The following is a 15,073-nucleotide window of genomic DNA, read 5'->3' on the forward strand; positions in this document are numbered from 1 at the left end:
GGACCAACGCCATGGCGTCATTGATTCTCGACGACATTGTCATTGAACAGGACCAACACCCCTTGCTGAGCCTGGATACCACGATCGCGCCGGGAGAAGTGATCACCGTCATGGGTCCCTCAGGCGTCGGCAAGTCTACCTTGCTGGCCTTCATCGCAGGCTTCTTGAGCCCCGCTTTCACGCCCCGAGGGCGCGTTTTGCTCGACGAGACCCGCATCGATACCTTGCCTGCGGAGCAGCGTCACGTCGGGCTGCTATTTCAAGACCCGCTCCTGTTCCCGCATCTCGACGTCGAGGGCAATCTCGCCTTCGGCATGGTGCGTGAAGGCACGCGACGACAACGCCGCGAGCGAATTCACGAGGCGCTGGCGTCGGTAGGACTCGATGCCTTCGCCAAGCGTGACCCCGCAACGCTCTCCGGCGGCCAAAAAGCACGTATTGCCCTATTGCGGGTACTGCTGTCCCAGCCACGCGCCATTCTGCTCGACGAGCCATTCTCCAAATTGGATGCCGAACGTCGGGACGAGATTCGTCACTGGGTCTTCGAACGTGTGCGTCACTACCATCTACCCACGCTAATGGTGACACACGACGAGGCAGATGCCAGGGCAGCCGGCGGGCGTATCCTGAGGCTGACCGAACGAGGCACCGCCGGGTCCATCGATCAGGAGGCACGCACATGACGACATGGGCCAACGTATTACGACTGAGCTTCTCCGCGCTATCGCGAGGGATGAGCCAATGAGCGTGCATTGGTCAGAACCGCTTGCCAACGCACCGCGGCTGAGCATCATCGTGCCAGTATTGAACGAGGCATCGACGATACAGGAATGCTTGACCGCCCTGCTGCCGCTATGGAGATGTGGCGTCGAGATCGTCATCGTCGATGGCGGCAGCGAGGATGATACCGTCGCTCTGGCGCTTCCCCTGGCGGATCGGGTGCTGGCAAGTGAGCGCGATCGCGCTAGACAGATGAATCATGGCGCACGGGAAAGTCGCGGGGAACATCTAGTCTTTCTGCATGCCGATACGCGCCTGCCGAATCGCGCGGACCTAGCGATCGAAGGAGCCTTGAAAGATACCGGTGGCTGGGGTCGCTTCGATGTGGATATCGAACGAGGGTTCGCGCTGGCCGGTCTGGTCGGCTGGAGCATGAACCGACGCTCGCGCATGACCGGCATTGCCACCGGCGATCAGGCGATGTTCATGACGCGCGAGGCCTTCGAGATCGTCGGCGGCTTTCCCGACCAGCCGCTGATGGAAGACATCGCCATGAGCCGGCATCTGCACCGTCTATCCGCGCCGACTTGCCTTGCCCAGCGGGTGACGACGTCCGCGCGCCGCTGGCAGCAGAACGGCCCTTTGCGCACCATCGCCAAGATGTGGTGGTTGCGCCTGCGTTACGGGTTCGGCGCCTCGCCCGGGACCTTGGCAGGAGACTACACCGATGTCCGCTGAATCGAATGCGGTCGCCCCCAGCACGACACTGCTGATCTTCGCCAAGGCACCGATCCCCGGCAAGGTAAAGACCCGGTTGATGCCGTCGCTCGATGCCGAGCAGGCGCGTGATGTCCATGTAGCACTGCTTGAACGCACGCTAGAGATTGCCTGCCGGGCCTTTCCTGCCACGCACGTGCAGCTATGGGCCGGGCTCGAACCGGCACACCCGACCCTAGAGGCGCTGACGGAAAGACACGGCATCATGCACCATGCTCAGCCGCCGGGCGATCTCGGCCAGCGCATGCACACCGCCCTGGCCGCTCAATCGGGTCCTGCGCTTCTGATCGGCAGCGACTGCCCGGTACTGACGCCGATGCTGCTGGATCGCTGTGCGCAGGCGCTGGATGATCACGATCTGGTGCTACTCCCGGCCGAGGATGGCGGCTATGGCTTGATCGGGGGCCATAGGCTTCCCCAGCGGTTGTTCGCGGATATTCCTTGGGGCGGTAGTGAGGTGGCCGCGCGGACCCTCGCTCGAGCTAAAGGACTAAGGCTGCGCGTGGCGTGTCCCGACACGGTCTGGGATGTCGATACGCCACACGATCTCGAGCGCTGGCGTGCTCTGGACGCTACGACATGATGGCCGGCCTCCTGATCGAGTGGTGGGCGACACGTTTTATTGCCATGATGGACGCGGGTTACCGGCTTGGAGGTGCACCAAGGCGTTACTGTCTTCGTTCGCGCCCACATGAACGATGCCGCCAACGCCATAATGGCCGCATGAAAGCCTGCTGAAGGGGAAAAGGATTGAAACATTACCGCATACTGATTCTGGCGGTTGTACTGGTTGCCATCGTGGCCTTCTTCGTGGGCGGCGTTGACGATTACCTGACTCTGGAATCCATTCAATCGCTACAAACACGGTTCGACCAGTGGTTCACCGAGTCTCCTTGGCTGGTCGCGGGTGGCTTCTTTCTCATCTATGTTCTGATGGCCGCCCTCTCGTTGCCCGGCGCGGCTCTGCTCACGTTGTTGGGGGGTGCGTTATTCGGCCTGGGCTGGGGGCTATTGATCATCTCCTTTGCGAGCACCATTGGCGCTACGCTAGCGTTTCTGGTCTCCCGCACGCTCTTCCGGGAACTGATCGAACGCCGCTTTGCACGGCAAATCGAGACCATCAACCGGGGGATCGAGCGCGATGGCGCGTTGTATCTGTTCAGCCTGCGACTGGTGCCGATCTTCCCGTTCTTCGTCGTCAACCTGGCGATGGGCCTGACCCGGCTGCGCATCTGGGTCTTCTATATCGCCAGCCAGATCGGCATGATTCCCGGCACGCTGGTCTACGTGAACGCCGGCCAGCAGCTCGGCGAGTTACGTTCGGTCAGCGGTGTCGTCTCGCCTTCTTTGCTGTTGTCTTTCGCCCTGCTCGGCGTCTTCCCGCTGATCGCACGTTGGGGCGTCGACTGGCTTCAACGCCGCAAGCGCTATCGTGGATACGACAAACCTCGGCGCTTCGATTACGACATCCTGGTGATCGGCGGCGGCTCGGCGGGTCTGGTCACCAGCTACATCGCCAGTGCGGTGCGGTCGCGGGTCGCGCTCGTCGAGAGTGGCGCCATGGGCGGCGACTGTCTCAATACCGGCTGCGTACCCTCCAAGGCACTGATTCGCGCCGCACGGTCCGCCCAGAATATCCGCGACGCCGGGCATCTGGGCGTTCATGCCGGAGAGCCGCGCGTTGAGTTCAGCGAGGTCATGGGCCATGTGCGTCGCGTCATCGACGAGGTGGCTCCCCACGATAGCGAGGCGCGTTATACCGGGCTAGGCGTCGAGGTCCAGCGTGGCACGGCGCGGCTGACGTCCCCCTGGGCTGTCGAAGTCGACGGCAAGCAACTCACGGCGCGGCACATCGTCATCGCCACCGGCGCCATCCCCAAGGTGCCGCCGATACCGGGTATCGAGCAGATCGACGTGCTGACCTCCGAGAATCTGTGGACGCTGACCGAGCAGCCACACCGCCTGATAGTGCTGGGTGGCGGCGCCATCGGCTGCGAGCTCGGCCAGAGCTTCACCCGTCTAGGGACTCAGGTCACGCTTATCGAGGGAACCAAGCGATTGCTAGGGCGCGAGGATGAAGAGGTCGGCGAACTCGTCGCCGGCCTACTCGACGACGAAGGCCTCGATGTCATGACAAGCACGCGGGCTATCGCGGTAAGCGTCGAGGGCGGCGAACAACATCTCCTCGTCGAGAAGGCCGACGGTCGGCAAATACACCTCCCCTTCGACCGCCTGCTGGTCAGCGTCGGTCGCCAGGCCAACGTCGATGGGCTCGGGCTGGAAGCGCTGGGAATCACCACCCGCGACAACGGAACCCTGGAGGTCAACGAGCAGCTACAGACCAAGTTGCCCAACATCTGGGCCTGCGGCGACGTCGCCGGTCCATACCAGTTGACCCACGCCGCCGCGCACCAGGCCTGGCATGTCGCCGTCAACGCCTTGTTCGGCGAATTCAAGCGCTTCAAGGTCGACTACCGCATCATGCCCGCGGTGACCTATCTACAGCCCGAAGTCGCCCGGGTGGGGCTCAACGAGCGCGAGGCCAAGGCTCAGGGTATCGCTTACGAGATCACCCGCTACGAGATGGCCGAGAGCGACCGGGCGATCGCCGAGCGCGCCACTAACGGTTTCGTCAAGATCCTCACCGTGCCCGGCAAGGATCGTATCCTGGGGGCAACCCTGGTCGGCGAGCACGCAGGCGAGTGGCTAGCAGAACTGACGCTGGCCATGAAGCACAATATCGGGCTCAACAAGTTGCTGGGCACGGTGCATCCTTACCCGACGCTATCGGAAGCCACCAAGGGCACCGCCGGCGCCTGGAAAAACGCCCACAAGCCGGAGCGGGTGCTCCACTGGCTAGCGCGTTACTTCCGCTGGCGACGCGGCGGCTGAGTACCTCTCGTCGAGCTCATCCCACCAGGCGGTCAGCGAGTTCGTCGAGGTCGCTCACCGTCATATCGGGCTCATCGCCCCAGGGATCGAAGGGCGCTTCAGCGCTGCGACGCACCCAGGCCGCGTGCAAGCCGGCATATTTGGCCCCGATGATGTCGAAGGGATTGCTGGAAATCAGCCAGGTGTCCGCAGCGCTCGACTCGGTGCACTGGCGCAGATAGGAATACACAGCGGGGTCGGGCTTGAAGCGCTTGATGTCGTCGACGCTGACGATGGCGTCGAACCGCTCACGAATGCCCGCCTGGGCCAGCAACCCCGTCACCGCTTCCTGGGTGCCGTTGGAAAACGCCACGCAATGCATGCCGGCATCGCTCAAGCGTGCCACCCCCTCGGCGACATCGGAAAATGCCGGCAGACGCCCATAAAGGGACATCAGCCGATCCTTGGCCACTTCGGAGAGTTGGCTGCCCATGGCCCGGTCGGTGAACTCCAGCGCATCGCGCGTACAACCGGCAAAGCTCGAATACGCCCCCATCAGCGAGCGACGGAAGGCAAATTCCAGTTGCTTGTCCCGCCAACGCTGCGAAAAGGCCAACGCCTTTTCAGCATCGCCCAGATCCGTGTGCAATGCTTCCACTACACCGTGGGTGTCGATCAAGGTGCCATAGACATCGAAAGCCAATACACGCTTATTCATATGTCGTCCTTATCACGCTTACCTGAGTTGATGGAGAACCTCCAAGTTCTCTCAGATTGGTCGTTTTTGTGAATCACGACAAGCGGATTCAGGCCCGTAAACATGACAGCGCGGCCGCATCGACGCACAATGGAAGACAATACGCTGACAGGCGCTGTCAGCACGCATGGAACCGGTCAACGAGGCGACGAATTTCCCATGGCATTCAAGGTATACGTAGACGGTCAGGAAGGCACCACTGGGCTGCGGCTGATGGATTATCTCGAGGCACGCAATGATATCGAACTGTTGCGCATCGACAGCGACAAGCGCAAGGAGACCGCCGAACGTGCGCGCCTGCTCAATACCGCCGACGTGGTCTTTCTATGCCTGCCCGATACCGCTTCTCGCGAGGCCGTGGCGTTGCTCGACAATCCCCGGACTTGCCTGATCGACGCCAGCACGGCCTTCCGCACCGATACCGAATGGACCTATGGCTTGCCCGAACTAGTACCGGGACAACGCGACGCCATCCGCACCAGCAAGCGCATCGCCAATCCGGGCTGCCATGCCAGCGCCTTCATCATGCTCACGCGGCCGCTGGTCGACGCCGGCCTGTTGCCCGCCGACACACCGCTGACAGCGCATTCGATCACCGGCTATAGCGGCGGTGGCAAGAAGCTGATCGCCGAGTACGAAGGCGAGCATGACGGTCGTCTGAGCGCGCCACGTCCCTATGCCATGGGATTGACCCACAAGCACATGCCGGAGATGCGCACGCACGGCGGGCTCGCGCGAGCTCCCGTCTTCCAACCGATCGTCGGCCCCTTCCTCAAGGGCCTCTCGGTGACGATTCCCCTGCACGTCGATCAGCTTAGTCCCGGGGCCACGGCCGAAACGCTTCGCGAGGCCTACTCCAACCACTATGAAGGCGAGACCTTCGTTCGCGTCATGCCCCTCGAGGACCCGGCCAACCTGGATGACGGCTTCTTCGAGGTGCAGGGCTGCAACGACACCAATCGAGTCGACCTATTCGTGTTCGGCAACCATGAGCAGGTCTCCCTCGTCGCCCGGCTGGATAACCTCGGCAAAGGCGCGGCAGGTGCCGCCGTGCAGAGCATGAACCTACATCTCGGCGTAGACGAGGCCAGCGGCCTCTCGGCATGAGCGCGGCAGCTCCCGCGATCAGCGCACGCCGAACCGTGCGCTGATCGCGCTGCCTTACATCGCGTGCTTGATGCCTCGGCTGATCAATATCCAATTGGCCGGATAGGACGTAGCGAATCCGATCAGCATGGCGATCTGCATCATGAACCAGAACGTCACCGAGAAGGCGTTCATCTCGCCCATCCAGCCATGGATGGCGATCAGCATCCAGACGTACATGCCGGCCTGAAAGGCTATCAGCGAGAGCGTGTCTGCCTTGATGGCATCGATCAAGGCCTGGCGTGGGCCGCTATCGCTCATGCCGCGAATCGGCAAGTATTGAAACAATATGCCGAAGAGGTACGCCCCGATGAAGGCCAGCACGAAGTGTCCTAATACTGCCGAACCTAGCAGTGCAAACCCGGTCAGGGTCGCCAGCGGCGCGGTGACGACATCGCCTGCGGTGCAACCGCCCCCACAATGCGTGGCGGAGACGAAAACGCCCTGCCACTTGGGCTTATCACCATGATGATGATGCACATGATCGTGCTCATAGCCTTCACTATGTCCATTGCTCTCTTCATTGCCTACCGAGGCCGTGGCGCGGCCCATGCGTGCATACGCCCACCAGCCCAGCACTGGCATATAAAGCCCGGTGATCGGCCAAGTCACGTTCATGATCGCCATGGGTTGCGGGCGCTTGGCCACATCCAGCGCAATGACCAATGCCGTGGCCACGCCCAAGGCGATGAATAGCCAGGAAACGAGCGTCAACATGCGACAACTCCTTGTCCGTGTTGAAATGGAAACGCGTCTCTAGATATAGGGAATGATCGCGCCTGACTCAACCTATGTCCCGACGACAGGTTGGTGAATAGAAAGCTGCCTCACCGCTTCTCATCGTACTACCAGTACGTAAGCGTCCGGGAGCACAGCGACAAACGATACCGCCCGCGAGCCCCACGCAAGCCATGCCCAGCGCAGTAGGCATATCAGGCGTCGCATCGAACAGCCACCAGCTCCACCCCGCCGCGAAGACGAGATAGGCATAGTCGAACACACCGATCAACGCGGCAGGGGCCACTTGATAGGCCTTGGCCACCGTGCTGCTGGCCAGCACGAAGAGTACCGCCAGCCCCGCCAGCAGCCACCAGGTGTCGGCTGGGAGCGAACGCCAGGGCGCCGTCAGGAAGCTCGGTGTGGCGCCACCAGTCGGCGGCTGGTCGTACAAGAATATCCATAGACAGCCCACCGCGCCCAGGCATAGAAAACCCAGATTCAGTGCCCCGGCAAGCACCAGCGGCGCCTCGGCACGGCAATGAACACGCGTCACCACGCAGGCCAGGGCGTAGCACACCGCCGCCAGCAGCGGCAGTAACACCGTAGGCGTGAAATCCACCGTCCCCGGACGCAATATCAGCACCACGCCGACGAAGCCTAGAGCGATCCCCCACCAGCCGCCTGCGGAGAGCCGCTCGCCGGCTAACCAGGCAGCGAACAAGGCAATGAACAACGGCGAGGTGTACAACGCGACCGCCGCCATGGAAAGCGTCAACGTCGGCAGCGCGGCATAGAAGGTCAACCACATGGCCATCAGCAAGCCGGTTCTGACCAGCACCCAGCGACGTCGCAACGCCCACCCCAGGCGTACCACGCCGCGAAGCCCAAGCACCACCCCCAGAAGCGGTAACGCCAACAGTGCACGCAGCGCGTACAACTGCCAAATACCCACGTCATCGCTGATATACTTAACCAACGCGTCAGCCATCGAGAGACAGAAGACCGAGGCAACGATACAAACGATGCCTGGCCATACCGAGGCTCGCGCCCCAATGATTGGCTTCATGGTGGTTCTCCCCGAACAAGAAGCCGCTCAAGGGTGCGCGCCCCAGGCATACACGACAAACGAGTTATACATCACTTTCCATGAGCTGTGATTATGGATCGCATATGAACCGACTAGGCAAAGCCCTGCCCCCGCTCGCCAGCCTGATGCCCTTCGAGGCTGCCGCGCGCCTGGAAAGCTTCTCGCGTGCCGCCGAGGAATTGCATCTCACCCAGGCCGCCGTCAGCCGACAGATTCGCGCTCTGGAGGAAAACCTCGGCGTGGCACTATTCGAGCGGCGCAATCGGGGCGTCTTTCTCACCGCCGCCGGCCGTGAATTCGGGCGCACGGTGAGCTCAGCGCTGGAGGGTGTCGCAACGCATGCCAACACATTGCGGGAGGAAGTGGATGACGGTGTGGTGGTACTGTTCTGCCAGCTCTGCGAGGCCTTCTACTGGGTCATGCCGCGCCTCGCCGCGTTCAACCGGCAACACCCGGAAATCGAGGTACGCCTGGTGACCTCGACGCGCCCGGTGGTCGAGCATCACGACTATTTCGACGTGGCGCTGCAGACCAGCGGGCGCCCCAGCGGCAGCCACGCACTGTCCTTCACCGCATCCGACGAGATCTTTCCAATTTGCAGCCCTGACTATCTCGCCACACAACGTCGCCCCATCACCCTGGCGAACCTCGCCGAGCACCGTTTGCTGCACCACAGGGCTGACGCACCGGACTGGTTCGAGTGGGATAGTTGGCTACGCGCCATGGGAAATTTCGTGCCCACCTTGGGCAACGGCATGATTTTCGATAGCTATCCGCTGGTCCTTCAGGCAGCGCTTGCCGGGCACGGTATCGCCCTGGGCTGGCGACGCACGGCTGAGCGTCTGGTGCAAAACGGCCAGCTCGTGCGGCCAGTCGATGCGTCGCTGCCACTCAGCGACGCACTCTCGGTATATACACGGCAAGGCGCTCAATCGCGTGTGGAGACGCTGGCGCTACTGGACTGGCTGCAGCATGAATTCCACGTCGATCATGGCGGTGAAGCGGACTTTTGAAGTGACGTATCACAACAAGGCGTAAGCTACACCGCTTACCGTCCCTCCGGTGAGGATCAGCGCCAACAGCGCCCAGAGGCCGTCATTGGCCATCAACGACAAGCCGAACATCATCAAGGCCAGCCCCGCGCCATTGGCCGAGAAGGGCACCACCTCCATCAACGGCATCGCCAGGGCAATGAGAAAGCAGAAAAGCGCCACGAGATAGGTGCCGGCGCGCTGGGTCAACCAGGTCAGGCGCGGTTTCAACAAACGGTCGATGGCCCGGGCCGGCTTGCGCATCCAGGTCACCGCCTTGTCCAGCTTGGCGCAGGAGACCGAGCGCTTCAAAAGCCAGCGAGGCAGCCAGAACGTGCGGCGCCCTACCAGCAACTGCCCCGCCACCAGCAGGACCAATATCGCCATCAACGTGGGAACGCCGGGGATATCTCCCACCAACGGCAGCAGCGTGATCACCCCCGGCACCAGCAGCAATGAGCCAAACGACCCCTGCCCCACCGCCATCAGCATGTCGTCAAGCTGGACACGTTCATCGTCGCGACGGGGCGCCTGCCCGATCCGTTCGAGCAAATGATCCAACCCCGCGAGCTCCTGCTGCTGCCTTTCCGCCATGCGTGCTCTCTCCTCCATGAGCCAAGCTTGCAGCGTAGCAAGACATGCACACTCTGCCGAGAAGAAGGAGCGTCTACGTCGTCTCCGGCATCAATTGCTGGCGATGCAGCGTATTGCCGGCGGCGTCCATCAGACTCACGGTCAACGCTTCGCTCTCGCCATCGAGGTCGACCTGGCCAAAGAATTGATAGCCCCGAGACGGCGGCAGGTTCGACTCGCCTTCCGGCGGGGCTTTTTGAAAAACCACCTCGGGACCGAAGGTCGTGTCCAGCTCACCGGGCCCAAAGGTGCCAGCATGCAGTGGACCGCTGACGAATTCCCAGAAAGGGGCGAATTCCTGAAAGCTGGCCCGTTCGGGGGAATAGTGATGCGCCGCCGTGTAGTGGACGTCCGCGGTCAGCCATACCACGTTTTTGATCTTGTCATCGCGGATCGCCCGCAAGAGCCTGGCAATTTCGAGTTCGCGTCCCAATGGCCCGCCCGCGTCGCCATTGGCGATGGCTTCATACGCGTCGCCATCGCTGACCACCAGGCCGATGGGCATGTCCGAGGCGATGATCTTCCATGTCGCCGTGGACGCCTTCAGCGAGCGGTGTAGCCAGTCGAACTGATCCTCCCCCAGAAAGGCCGTCTGGGCGGAGCTCTCGGCCTGTCGATTGCGGCTGTTGGCACCGCGGTAGGTGCGCATATCGAGCATGAAAATTTCCAGCGACGGCCCATACGCAAACCGACGATGAATACGTCCAGGCGATGTCGGCTCCTGGCGCAGCGGCGTGTGCTCGAGAAAGGCCTGGCGGCCACGAGCTGCCAGTAGCGAGGCGTTCTTTTCCGTGTAGCGCTCATCCTCGAGCCACTCGCCGGGATACCAGTTGTTAGTCGTCTCATGATCGTCCCATTGCGCGAGCATGGGCACTTCGGCATTGAAGCGACGCAGGTTGGTATCCAGAAGATTGTAAGTATGTTGGCCGCGATACTCGTCCAGTGTTTCCGCCACCTTGCGCTTGGCCGGGGTAACCAGATTGCACCAAGTCTCACCGTTAGCCAGCGCCACGCTTTCTTCTAGGGGGCCGTCGGCATAGACGGTATCGCCGGAGTGAATGAAGAAATCAGGGTGTTGTCGGCGCATGGTGTCGTAGATCGTCATGCCGCCACGCGATTCATCGATGCCCCAGCCTTGCCCGACCGTATCGCCGGACCACACGAAGCGCACATCGCGCGCCTGGGACGGCGGCAAGCGTAAACGGCCCTCGACCGGCTCGCTCAAGGCACGCGGATCATCCAACGCGGCGAAGCGTACGCGATAATGCAACGTCTCGATGTCACCGAGCCCCGCGACGTCCAACTTGCCGACCAAGCCATCGCTCGGCAGTACCTCGGGGCCCCGCACCTGGCGGGCACCACGAAACGCGGGATTGTCGGCCAGTTCGATGAACATCCGCGCGGGGCGATCACTGCGCGACCAGAGCATAGTCCGATCGCTCAGCATGTCTCCGCTCATTACCCCCGAGGTCACTTGCGGGCGACGTGACTCGGCCAGCACGATCGACGGTGCCACCGCCGTCGTACCTAACGCCACGCCAGCCTTGACGCTCCATCCCAATACATCACGGCGGGAATATCGCATCGCCAACTCTCCACTGAGCCCATGATTCACTCAGCATCTCAAGAACGCATGACGATGACATGGCAACCGCATGACGATTGAGTGGCACGACACCTCAGGTCGCACCAGTGCTGCGATGCTCAGGCTTCCAATCGCTGCAGGGCGTAATCGGCAATCGCCGTATCCTGCACGCCGGTACCGGTAAGATCGCATACGGTGATGCTGGCACCAGAAAGGCGTAGCGTCAGTTTCCGATCGATCACCTGGCCGAGCTCGAAGACTTTGAACGGAACGTTGGCCGCCGTGCCGACGGACTTGACGAAGGCCTTGAGCTCACCGTTGTGCTCGCTTTGCGCGCGGGTATCGCAGACGAAGGCATCGGCACGCGTCATCACGCTATCGTCGAGCTCGCGCTTGTCCGGACTATCGGAGCCCATCGCCGTGACATGCACGCCCTCGGGGAGATCGGCAGCCTCGAGAATCGGCTGTGGTGAAGGTGTCGCGGTGACGATGATATCCGCCGCACGACACGCCGCGTGGACATCATCGTGAACGTTGACCGTCAGGCCGCGCTGGCGCAGCCGTTCGGCATAGGACTCGGCGGCCTCGCGCCGACGCGCCCAGACATCGACGGTATCGATGTCTCGCACCAGACGCAGGGCATCGATCTGCAACTCAGCTTGTTCGCCGGCGCCGAGGACCGTCACGCGACGGCTGTTTTCACGCGCCAGGTACTTGGCGGAAAGCGCTCCCGCGAGTGCCGTGCGCACCGCCGTCAGGTAGCCTTCGTCGAAGAGCACGGCATCCACCAGCCCAGTATGGGCCGAGAACATCATCATTAGCCCGCTGAGGCTGGGCAGTCCCTGCTTGGGATTGTCGAAAAACCCTGAGCTCACCTTGATGGCGAAGCGCTCGAAACCGCGAATGTGCGCGGTTTTGACGTCGACCTCGCCATTGGCTTCCTCGATGGCCATCGACAGAATCGGCGGCTGCACGGCCTCGCCACGCCCCAGGGCCGCGAATCCCGCTTCGATGACGGTCAAGGCATCCATGTCCAGCTGAACGGCGGCTTCGATAGCTTCGCGTTGATGGAGCTGCATGACGTCCTCCAGACGCAAGAGAGAAGAATGAAGAAGGGAAGTAAAAAGTAGGGAGGCGTATCAGGCTCCCGCCAACGCCCGGGCGCGGTCAAACGTTTCCAGCGCCACGCCATTGCCGGAAACGATCAATGCCACGCGCTGCCCTCGAATGTCGAGGTCATGTTCGTCGAGCGCTGCCAACCCCACGGCCGCCGCGCCTTCGACCAGCATTTTCTCGGTGTCGAGCAAGTCGATCATGGCGCGGGCGATAGCGGGTTCCGAGACCTGGTAATGGTCATCCATCACCTCGCGCACCAGCGCGAAGGTGCAGCGATTATCGAGGCCGATGCCGCCGCCCAGCGAATCGCCGAGACTCTCGACCTCCGCCACGTTGACTGGATGCCCGGCCTGGAGGCTTTCCCACATCGCCGCGCCTTGGGAGAGGCTGATGCCGGTCACCTGCGTCGCCGGGCGAATCGCCTTCACCGCTGCGCCAATGCCGCCCAACAAGCCGCCGCCGGAAAGTCCGATGAGGACTCGGTCGAGCGCAGGCTGATCCTCCATCAACTCGAGCCCGATGGTGCCCTGCCCACTCACGATCAACGAGTCGTCGAAAGGCGGGATCGCCGTCATGCCCGAGGTTACCAGACGCTCGACCTCGTCGAAGGCGTCGTCCTGGCTCTCCCCGACTCGCCGCACCTCGGCACCCAGGGCCTCGATGGCTGCGGCCTTGTTGTCGGGCACCAGCCGCGACAGACAGATGACGGCGGGGATCCCCAACTGGTACGCAGCGTGGGCCACGGCCCGGCCATGATTACCCGTCGAGGCCGTGGTCACGCCGTGCGCCAACGCTTCGCGTCCGTCGCGTTCGATCAACGCGGCGATCATGTTGGTCGCACCGCGCAACTTGAACGCCCCCGTGGGCTGGCTGGTTTCCAGCTTGAGGAACACGTCGGCTTCGAAGCGCCGCGACAACGCCTGCGAACGCACCAATGGCGTACGCGCGACCTGCCCTTGCAGGCGGGCGCGCGCGGCATAGATCGAGGCGAGATTAATGGCGGACTGGGCATCGGACATACGACCTCCCATCGAGGTATCGGACGCTCTCGGGATGTCAGGCGAGGTAAACGACAACGCCGTGGAAGCGAACGCCTCCACAGCGAGGATGGCGGGATCCATTCAGGCCTTCAAGTCTCCCGAACGAGACAACTCGTCGGTCACCTTATCGACGGCATGCTTGGCACGCGAGACGATGTCGTCGACTTCATCGCGAGTCGTCACCAACGGCGGTGCGAAACCGAGAATGTCACCTTGCGGCATGGCACGTGCGATCAGGTTTTCGCTCAACGCGGCGGCACTCACGCGCGGGCCGATCTTGAGGGCGGGATCGAAAAACGCTCGACGAGCCGGATCCGGCGAAAATTCCAGCGCCGCCAGCATGCCCACACCACGTACGTTCCCCACCAGTGGATGCCCGCCGAATGTCTGCTGCATTTGCTGCTGCAGATAAGCGCCGGTCTCGGCGGCGTTGGCGGTCAATCCTTCGCGCTCGATGATAGCCAGATTGGCAAGCCCTGCCGCACAACCCAGCGCATGGCCCGAATAGGTCCAGCCGTGGCCGATGGGGCCGTATTCACCGGCGCCCTGCTCCAGCACCTGCCACACGCGATCGCCGACGATGACCCCAGACAATGGCTGATAGGCACTGGTGAGGCCCTTGGCGATGGTGATCAGATCAGGCTTGATGGCATAGTGATGGCTGCCGAAATCGGTGCCGATGCGTCCGAAACCGCACACCACTTCATCGGCGATCAGCAGCACATCATACTTGTTCAGGACCGCCTGAATCGCCTCCCAATAGCCCTCGGGCGGCGGCACGATACCACCGGTGCCCAGCACAGGCTCGCCGATGAAGGCCGCCACGGTGTCCGGGCCTTCGGCGAGGATCATCTCCTCTAGCTTGGCCGCGCAATGCTGGGAAAACTCGCGCTCGCTCATGCCCTCCTGTTCGGCAGCTCGATGGTGATAGTACGGCGCCTCGGTATGCAGAATACCGTCGATGGGCAGGTCGAAATGATCGTGAAACGCCTTGAGCCCGGTCAACGAGCCCGAAGCGATGCCCGAGCCATGGTACCCGCGCTGCCGCGAGATCACTTTCTTCTTCTGCGGCAGGCCACGCACGTTGTTGTAATAGCGCACGATCTTGAGCTGCGTCTCATTGGCATCAGAGCCGGACATGCCGTAGTAAACCTTGGACATGCCCGGCCCGGCCAGCTCGAGGATCTTCTCGGAAAGCTGTATCTGCGGCTCGTTCGAATGGCCGACATAGGTGTGATAGTACGCCAGCTCCAGCGCCTGGTGATGGATCGCCTCGGCGACTTCAGTGCGGCCATAACCGATATTGACGCAATAAAGGCCGGCGAAACCGTCGATGAACTCGCGGCCGTCCTTGTCGACGATATTGATGCCCTGACCACCGGTGATAACCCGCCCCGGCACATCACCCTGCGCGAAATCGCGCAAATGCGTGGACGCATGGAAAGTAACCTGGCGATCGCGATCGATCAGGTCCTGATGCTGACTCATATCATTCTCCCGTCACTGTTTCGGCTCACGCCGATAAAACCTAACGTCAAACACGACTTATTAAGCCACGAGCACTTTTTTCGCTCGTGGCTCGTGGCTCGT

14 protein-coding genes are annotated in these 15,073 nt (G+C 62.2%); 6 read left to right on the top strand and 8 right to left on the bottom strand.

Annotated features, from left to right (window positions below):
• Nucleotides 1–11: 11 nt before the first annotated feature.
• The 4 genes from OP496_RS09085 (at nucleotide 12) to OP496_RS09100 (ending at nucleotide 4,389) form a co-directional block, all read left to right on the top strand.
• The gene (locus OP496_RS09085; protein ID WP_280563284.1) at nucleotides 12–683 is read left to right on the top strand and encodes an ATP-binding cassette domain-containing protein; all 672 of its coding nucleotides are present in this window, start codon (nucleotides 12–14) and stop codon (nucleotides 681–683) included.
• A gap of 58 nt (nucleotides 684–741) precedes the next feature.
• Nucleotides 742–1,458 (top strand): TIGR04283 family arsenosugar biosynthesis glycosyltransferase, encoded by a 717-nt coding sequence (locus OP496_RS09090; RefSeq protein WP_280563285.1) that lies wholly within the window; start codon nucleotides 742–744, stop codon nucleotides 1,456–1,458.
• Entirely contained in the window at nucleotides 1,448–2,080 is a 633-nt protein-coding gene (locus OP496_RS09095) for a TIGR04282 family arsenosugar biosynthesis glycosyltransferase (protein WP_280563286.1), read from the top strand. Before OP496_RS09090 ends, OP496_RS09095 begins: the two co-directional genes overlap by 11 nt.
• A gap of 167 nt (nucleotides 2,081–2,247) precedes the next feature.
• The gene (locus OP496_RS09100; RefSeq protein WP_280563287.1) at nucleotides 2,248–4,389 is read left to right on the top strand and encodes an FAD-dependent oxidoreductase; all 2,142 of its coding nucleotides are present in this window, start codon (nucleotides 2,248–2,250) and stop codon (nucleotides 4,387–4,389) included.
• Nucleotides 4,390–4,405: 16 nt separating this feature from the next.
• Here the strand turns inward: OP496_RS09100 and OP496_RS09105 are convergent, their stop codons facing one another.
• Nucleotides 4,406–5,086, bottom strand: a complete 681-nt coding sequence (locus OP496_RS09105) for a haloacid dehalogenase type II (RefSeq protein WP_280563288.1) — start codon at nucleotides 5,084–5,086, stop codon at nucleotides 4,406–4,408.
• A 198-nt stretch (nucleotides 5,087–5,284) separates the two neighbouring features.
• Between OP496_RS09105 and argC the strand changes: the two genes are divergently transcribed.
• The gene (gene argC / locus OP496_RS09110; RefSeq protein WP_280563289.1) at nucleotides 5,285–6,232 is read left to right on the top strand and encodes an N-acetyl-gamma-glutamyl-phosphate reductase; all 948 of its coding nucleotides are present in this window, start codon (nucleotides 5,285–5,287) and stop codon (nucleotides 6,230–6,232) included.
• A 54-nt stretch (nucleotides 6,233–6,286) separates the two neighbouring features.
• Here argC and OP496_RS09115 read toward each other — a convergent pair whose 3' ends face one another.
• Both OP496_RS09115 and OP496_RS09120 read right to left on the bottom strand, forming a co-directional pair.
• Entirely contained in the window at nucleotides 6,287–6,988 is a 702-nt protein-coding gene (locus OP496_RS09115; protein ID WP_280563290.1) for a DUF4396 domain-containing protein, read from the bottom strand.
• A 67-nt stretch (nucleotides 6,989–7,055) separates the two neighbouring features.
• Complete coding sequence (locus OP496_RS09120; protein ID WP_280563292.1) at nucleotides 7,056–8,057, bottom strand: DMT family transporter; 1,002 nt, start codon at nucleotides 8,055–8,057, stop codon at nucleotides 7,056–7,058.
• 104 nt (nucleotides 8,058–8,161) lie between these two features.
• Between OP496_RS09120 and OP496_RS09125 the strand changes: the two genes are divergently transcribed.
• Nucleotides 8,162–9,091, top strand: coding sequence for a LysR substrate-binding domain-containing protein (locus OP496_RS09125; RefSeq protein ID WP_280563294.1), 930 nt, complete (start codon nucleotides 8,162–8,164; stop codon nucleotides 9,089–9,091).
• Nucleotides 9,092–9,100: 9 nt separating this feature from the next.
• On the opposite strand, the gene OP496_RS09130 is transcribed toward OP496_RS09125, so the two are convergent.
• The 5 genes from OP496_RS09130 to OP496_RS09150 all read right to left on the bottom strand — a co-directional run bounded on the left by OP496_RS09130 (nucleotide 9,101) and on the right by OP496_RS09150 (nucleotide 14,971).
• A complete protein-coding gene (locus tag OP496_RS09130) occupies nucleotides 9,101–9,703 on the bottom strand; it encodes an exopolysaccharide biosynthesis protein (RefSeq protein WP_280563295.1) in 603 nt (200 codons plus the stop codon).
• 73 nt (nucleotides 9,704–9,776) lie between these two features.
• The gene (locus OP496_RS09135; protein WP_280563296.1) at nucleotides 9,777–11,327 is read right to left on the bottom strand and encodes an alkaline phosphatase D family protein; all 1,551 of its coding nucleotides are present in this window, start codon (nucleotides 11,325–11,327) and stop codon (nucleotides 9,777–9,779) included.
• Nucleotides 11,328–11,446: 119 nt separating this feature from the next.
• The gene (locus OP496_RS09140; RefSeq protein ID WP_280563297.1) at nucleotides 11,447–12,406 is read right to left on the bottom strand and encodes a cyclodeaminase; all 960 of its coding nucleotides are present in this window, start codon (nucleotides 12,404–12,406) and stop codon (nucleotides 11,447–11,449) included.
• Nucleotides 12,407–12,466: 60 nt separating this feature from the next.
• Nucleotides 12,467–13,462: a hydroxyectoine utilization dehydratase EutB gene (gene eutB / locus OP496_RS09145; RefSeq protein ID WP_280563298.1), complete on the bottom strand. Its 996-nt coding sequence runs from the start codon at nucleotides 13,460–13,462 to the stop codon at nucleotides 12,467–12,469.
• A gap of 102 nt (nucleotides 13,463–13,564) precedes the next feature.
• Nucleotides 13,565–14,971, bottom strand: coding sequence for an aspartate aminotransferase family protein (locus OP496_RS09150; protein WP_280563300.1), 1,407 nt, complete (start codon nucleotides 14,969–14,971; stop codon nucleotides 13,565–13,567).
• Between the last annotated feature and the right edge of the window lie 102 nt (nucleotides 14,972–15,073).

Source organism: Chromohalobacter sp. 48-RD10 (assembly GCF_029889785.1).
Lineage (GTDB): Bacteria > Pseudomonadota > Gammaproteobacteria > Pseudomonadales > Halomonadaceae > Chromohalobacter.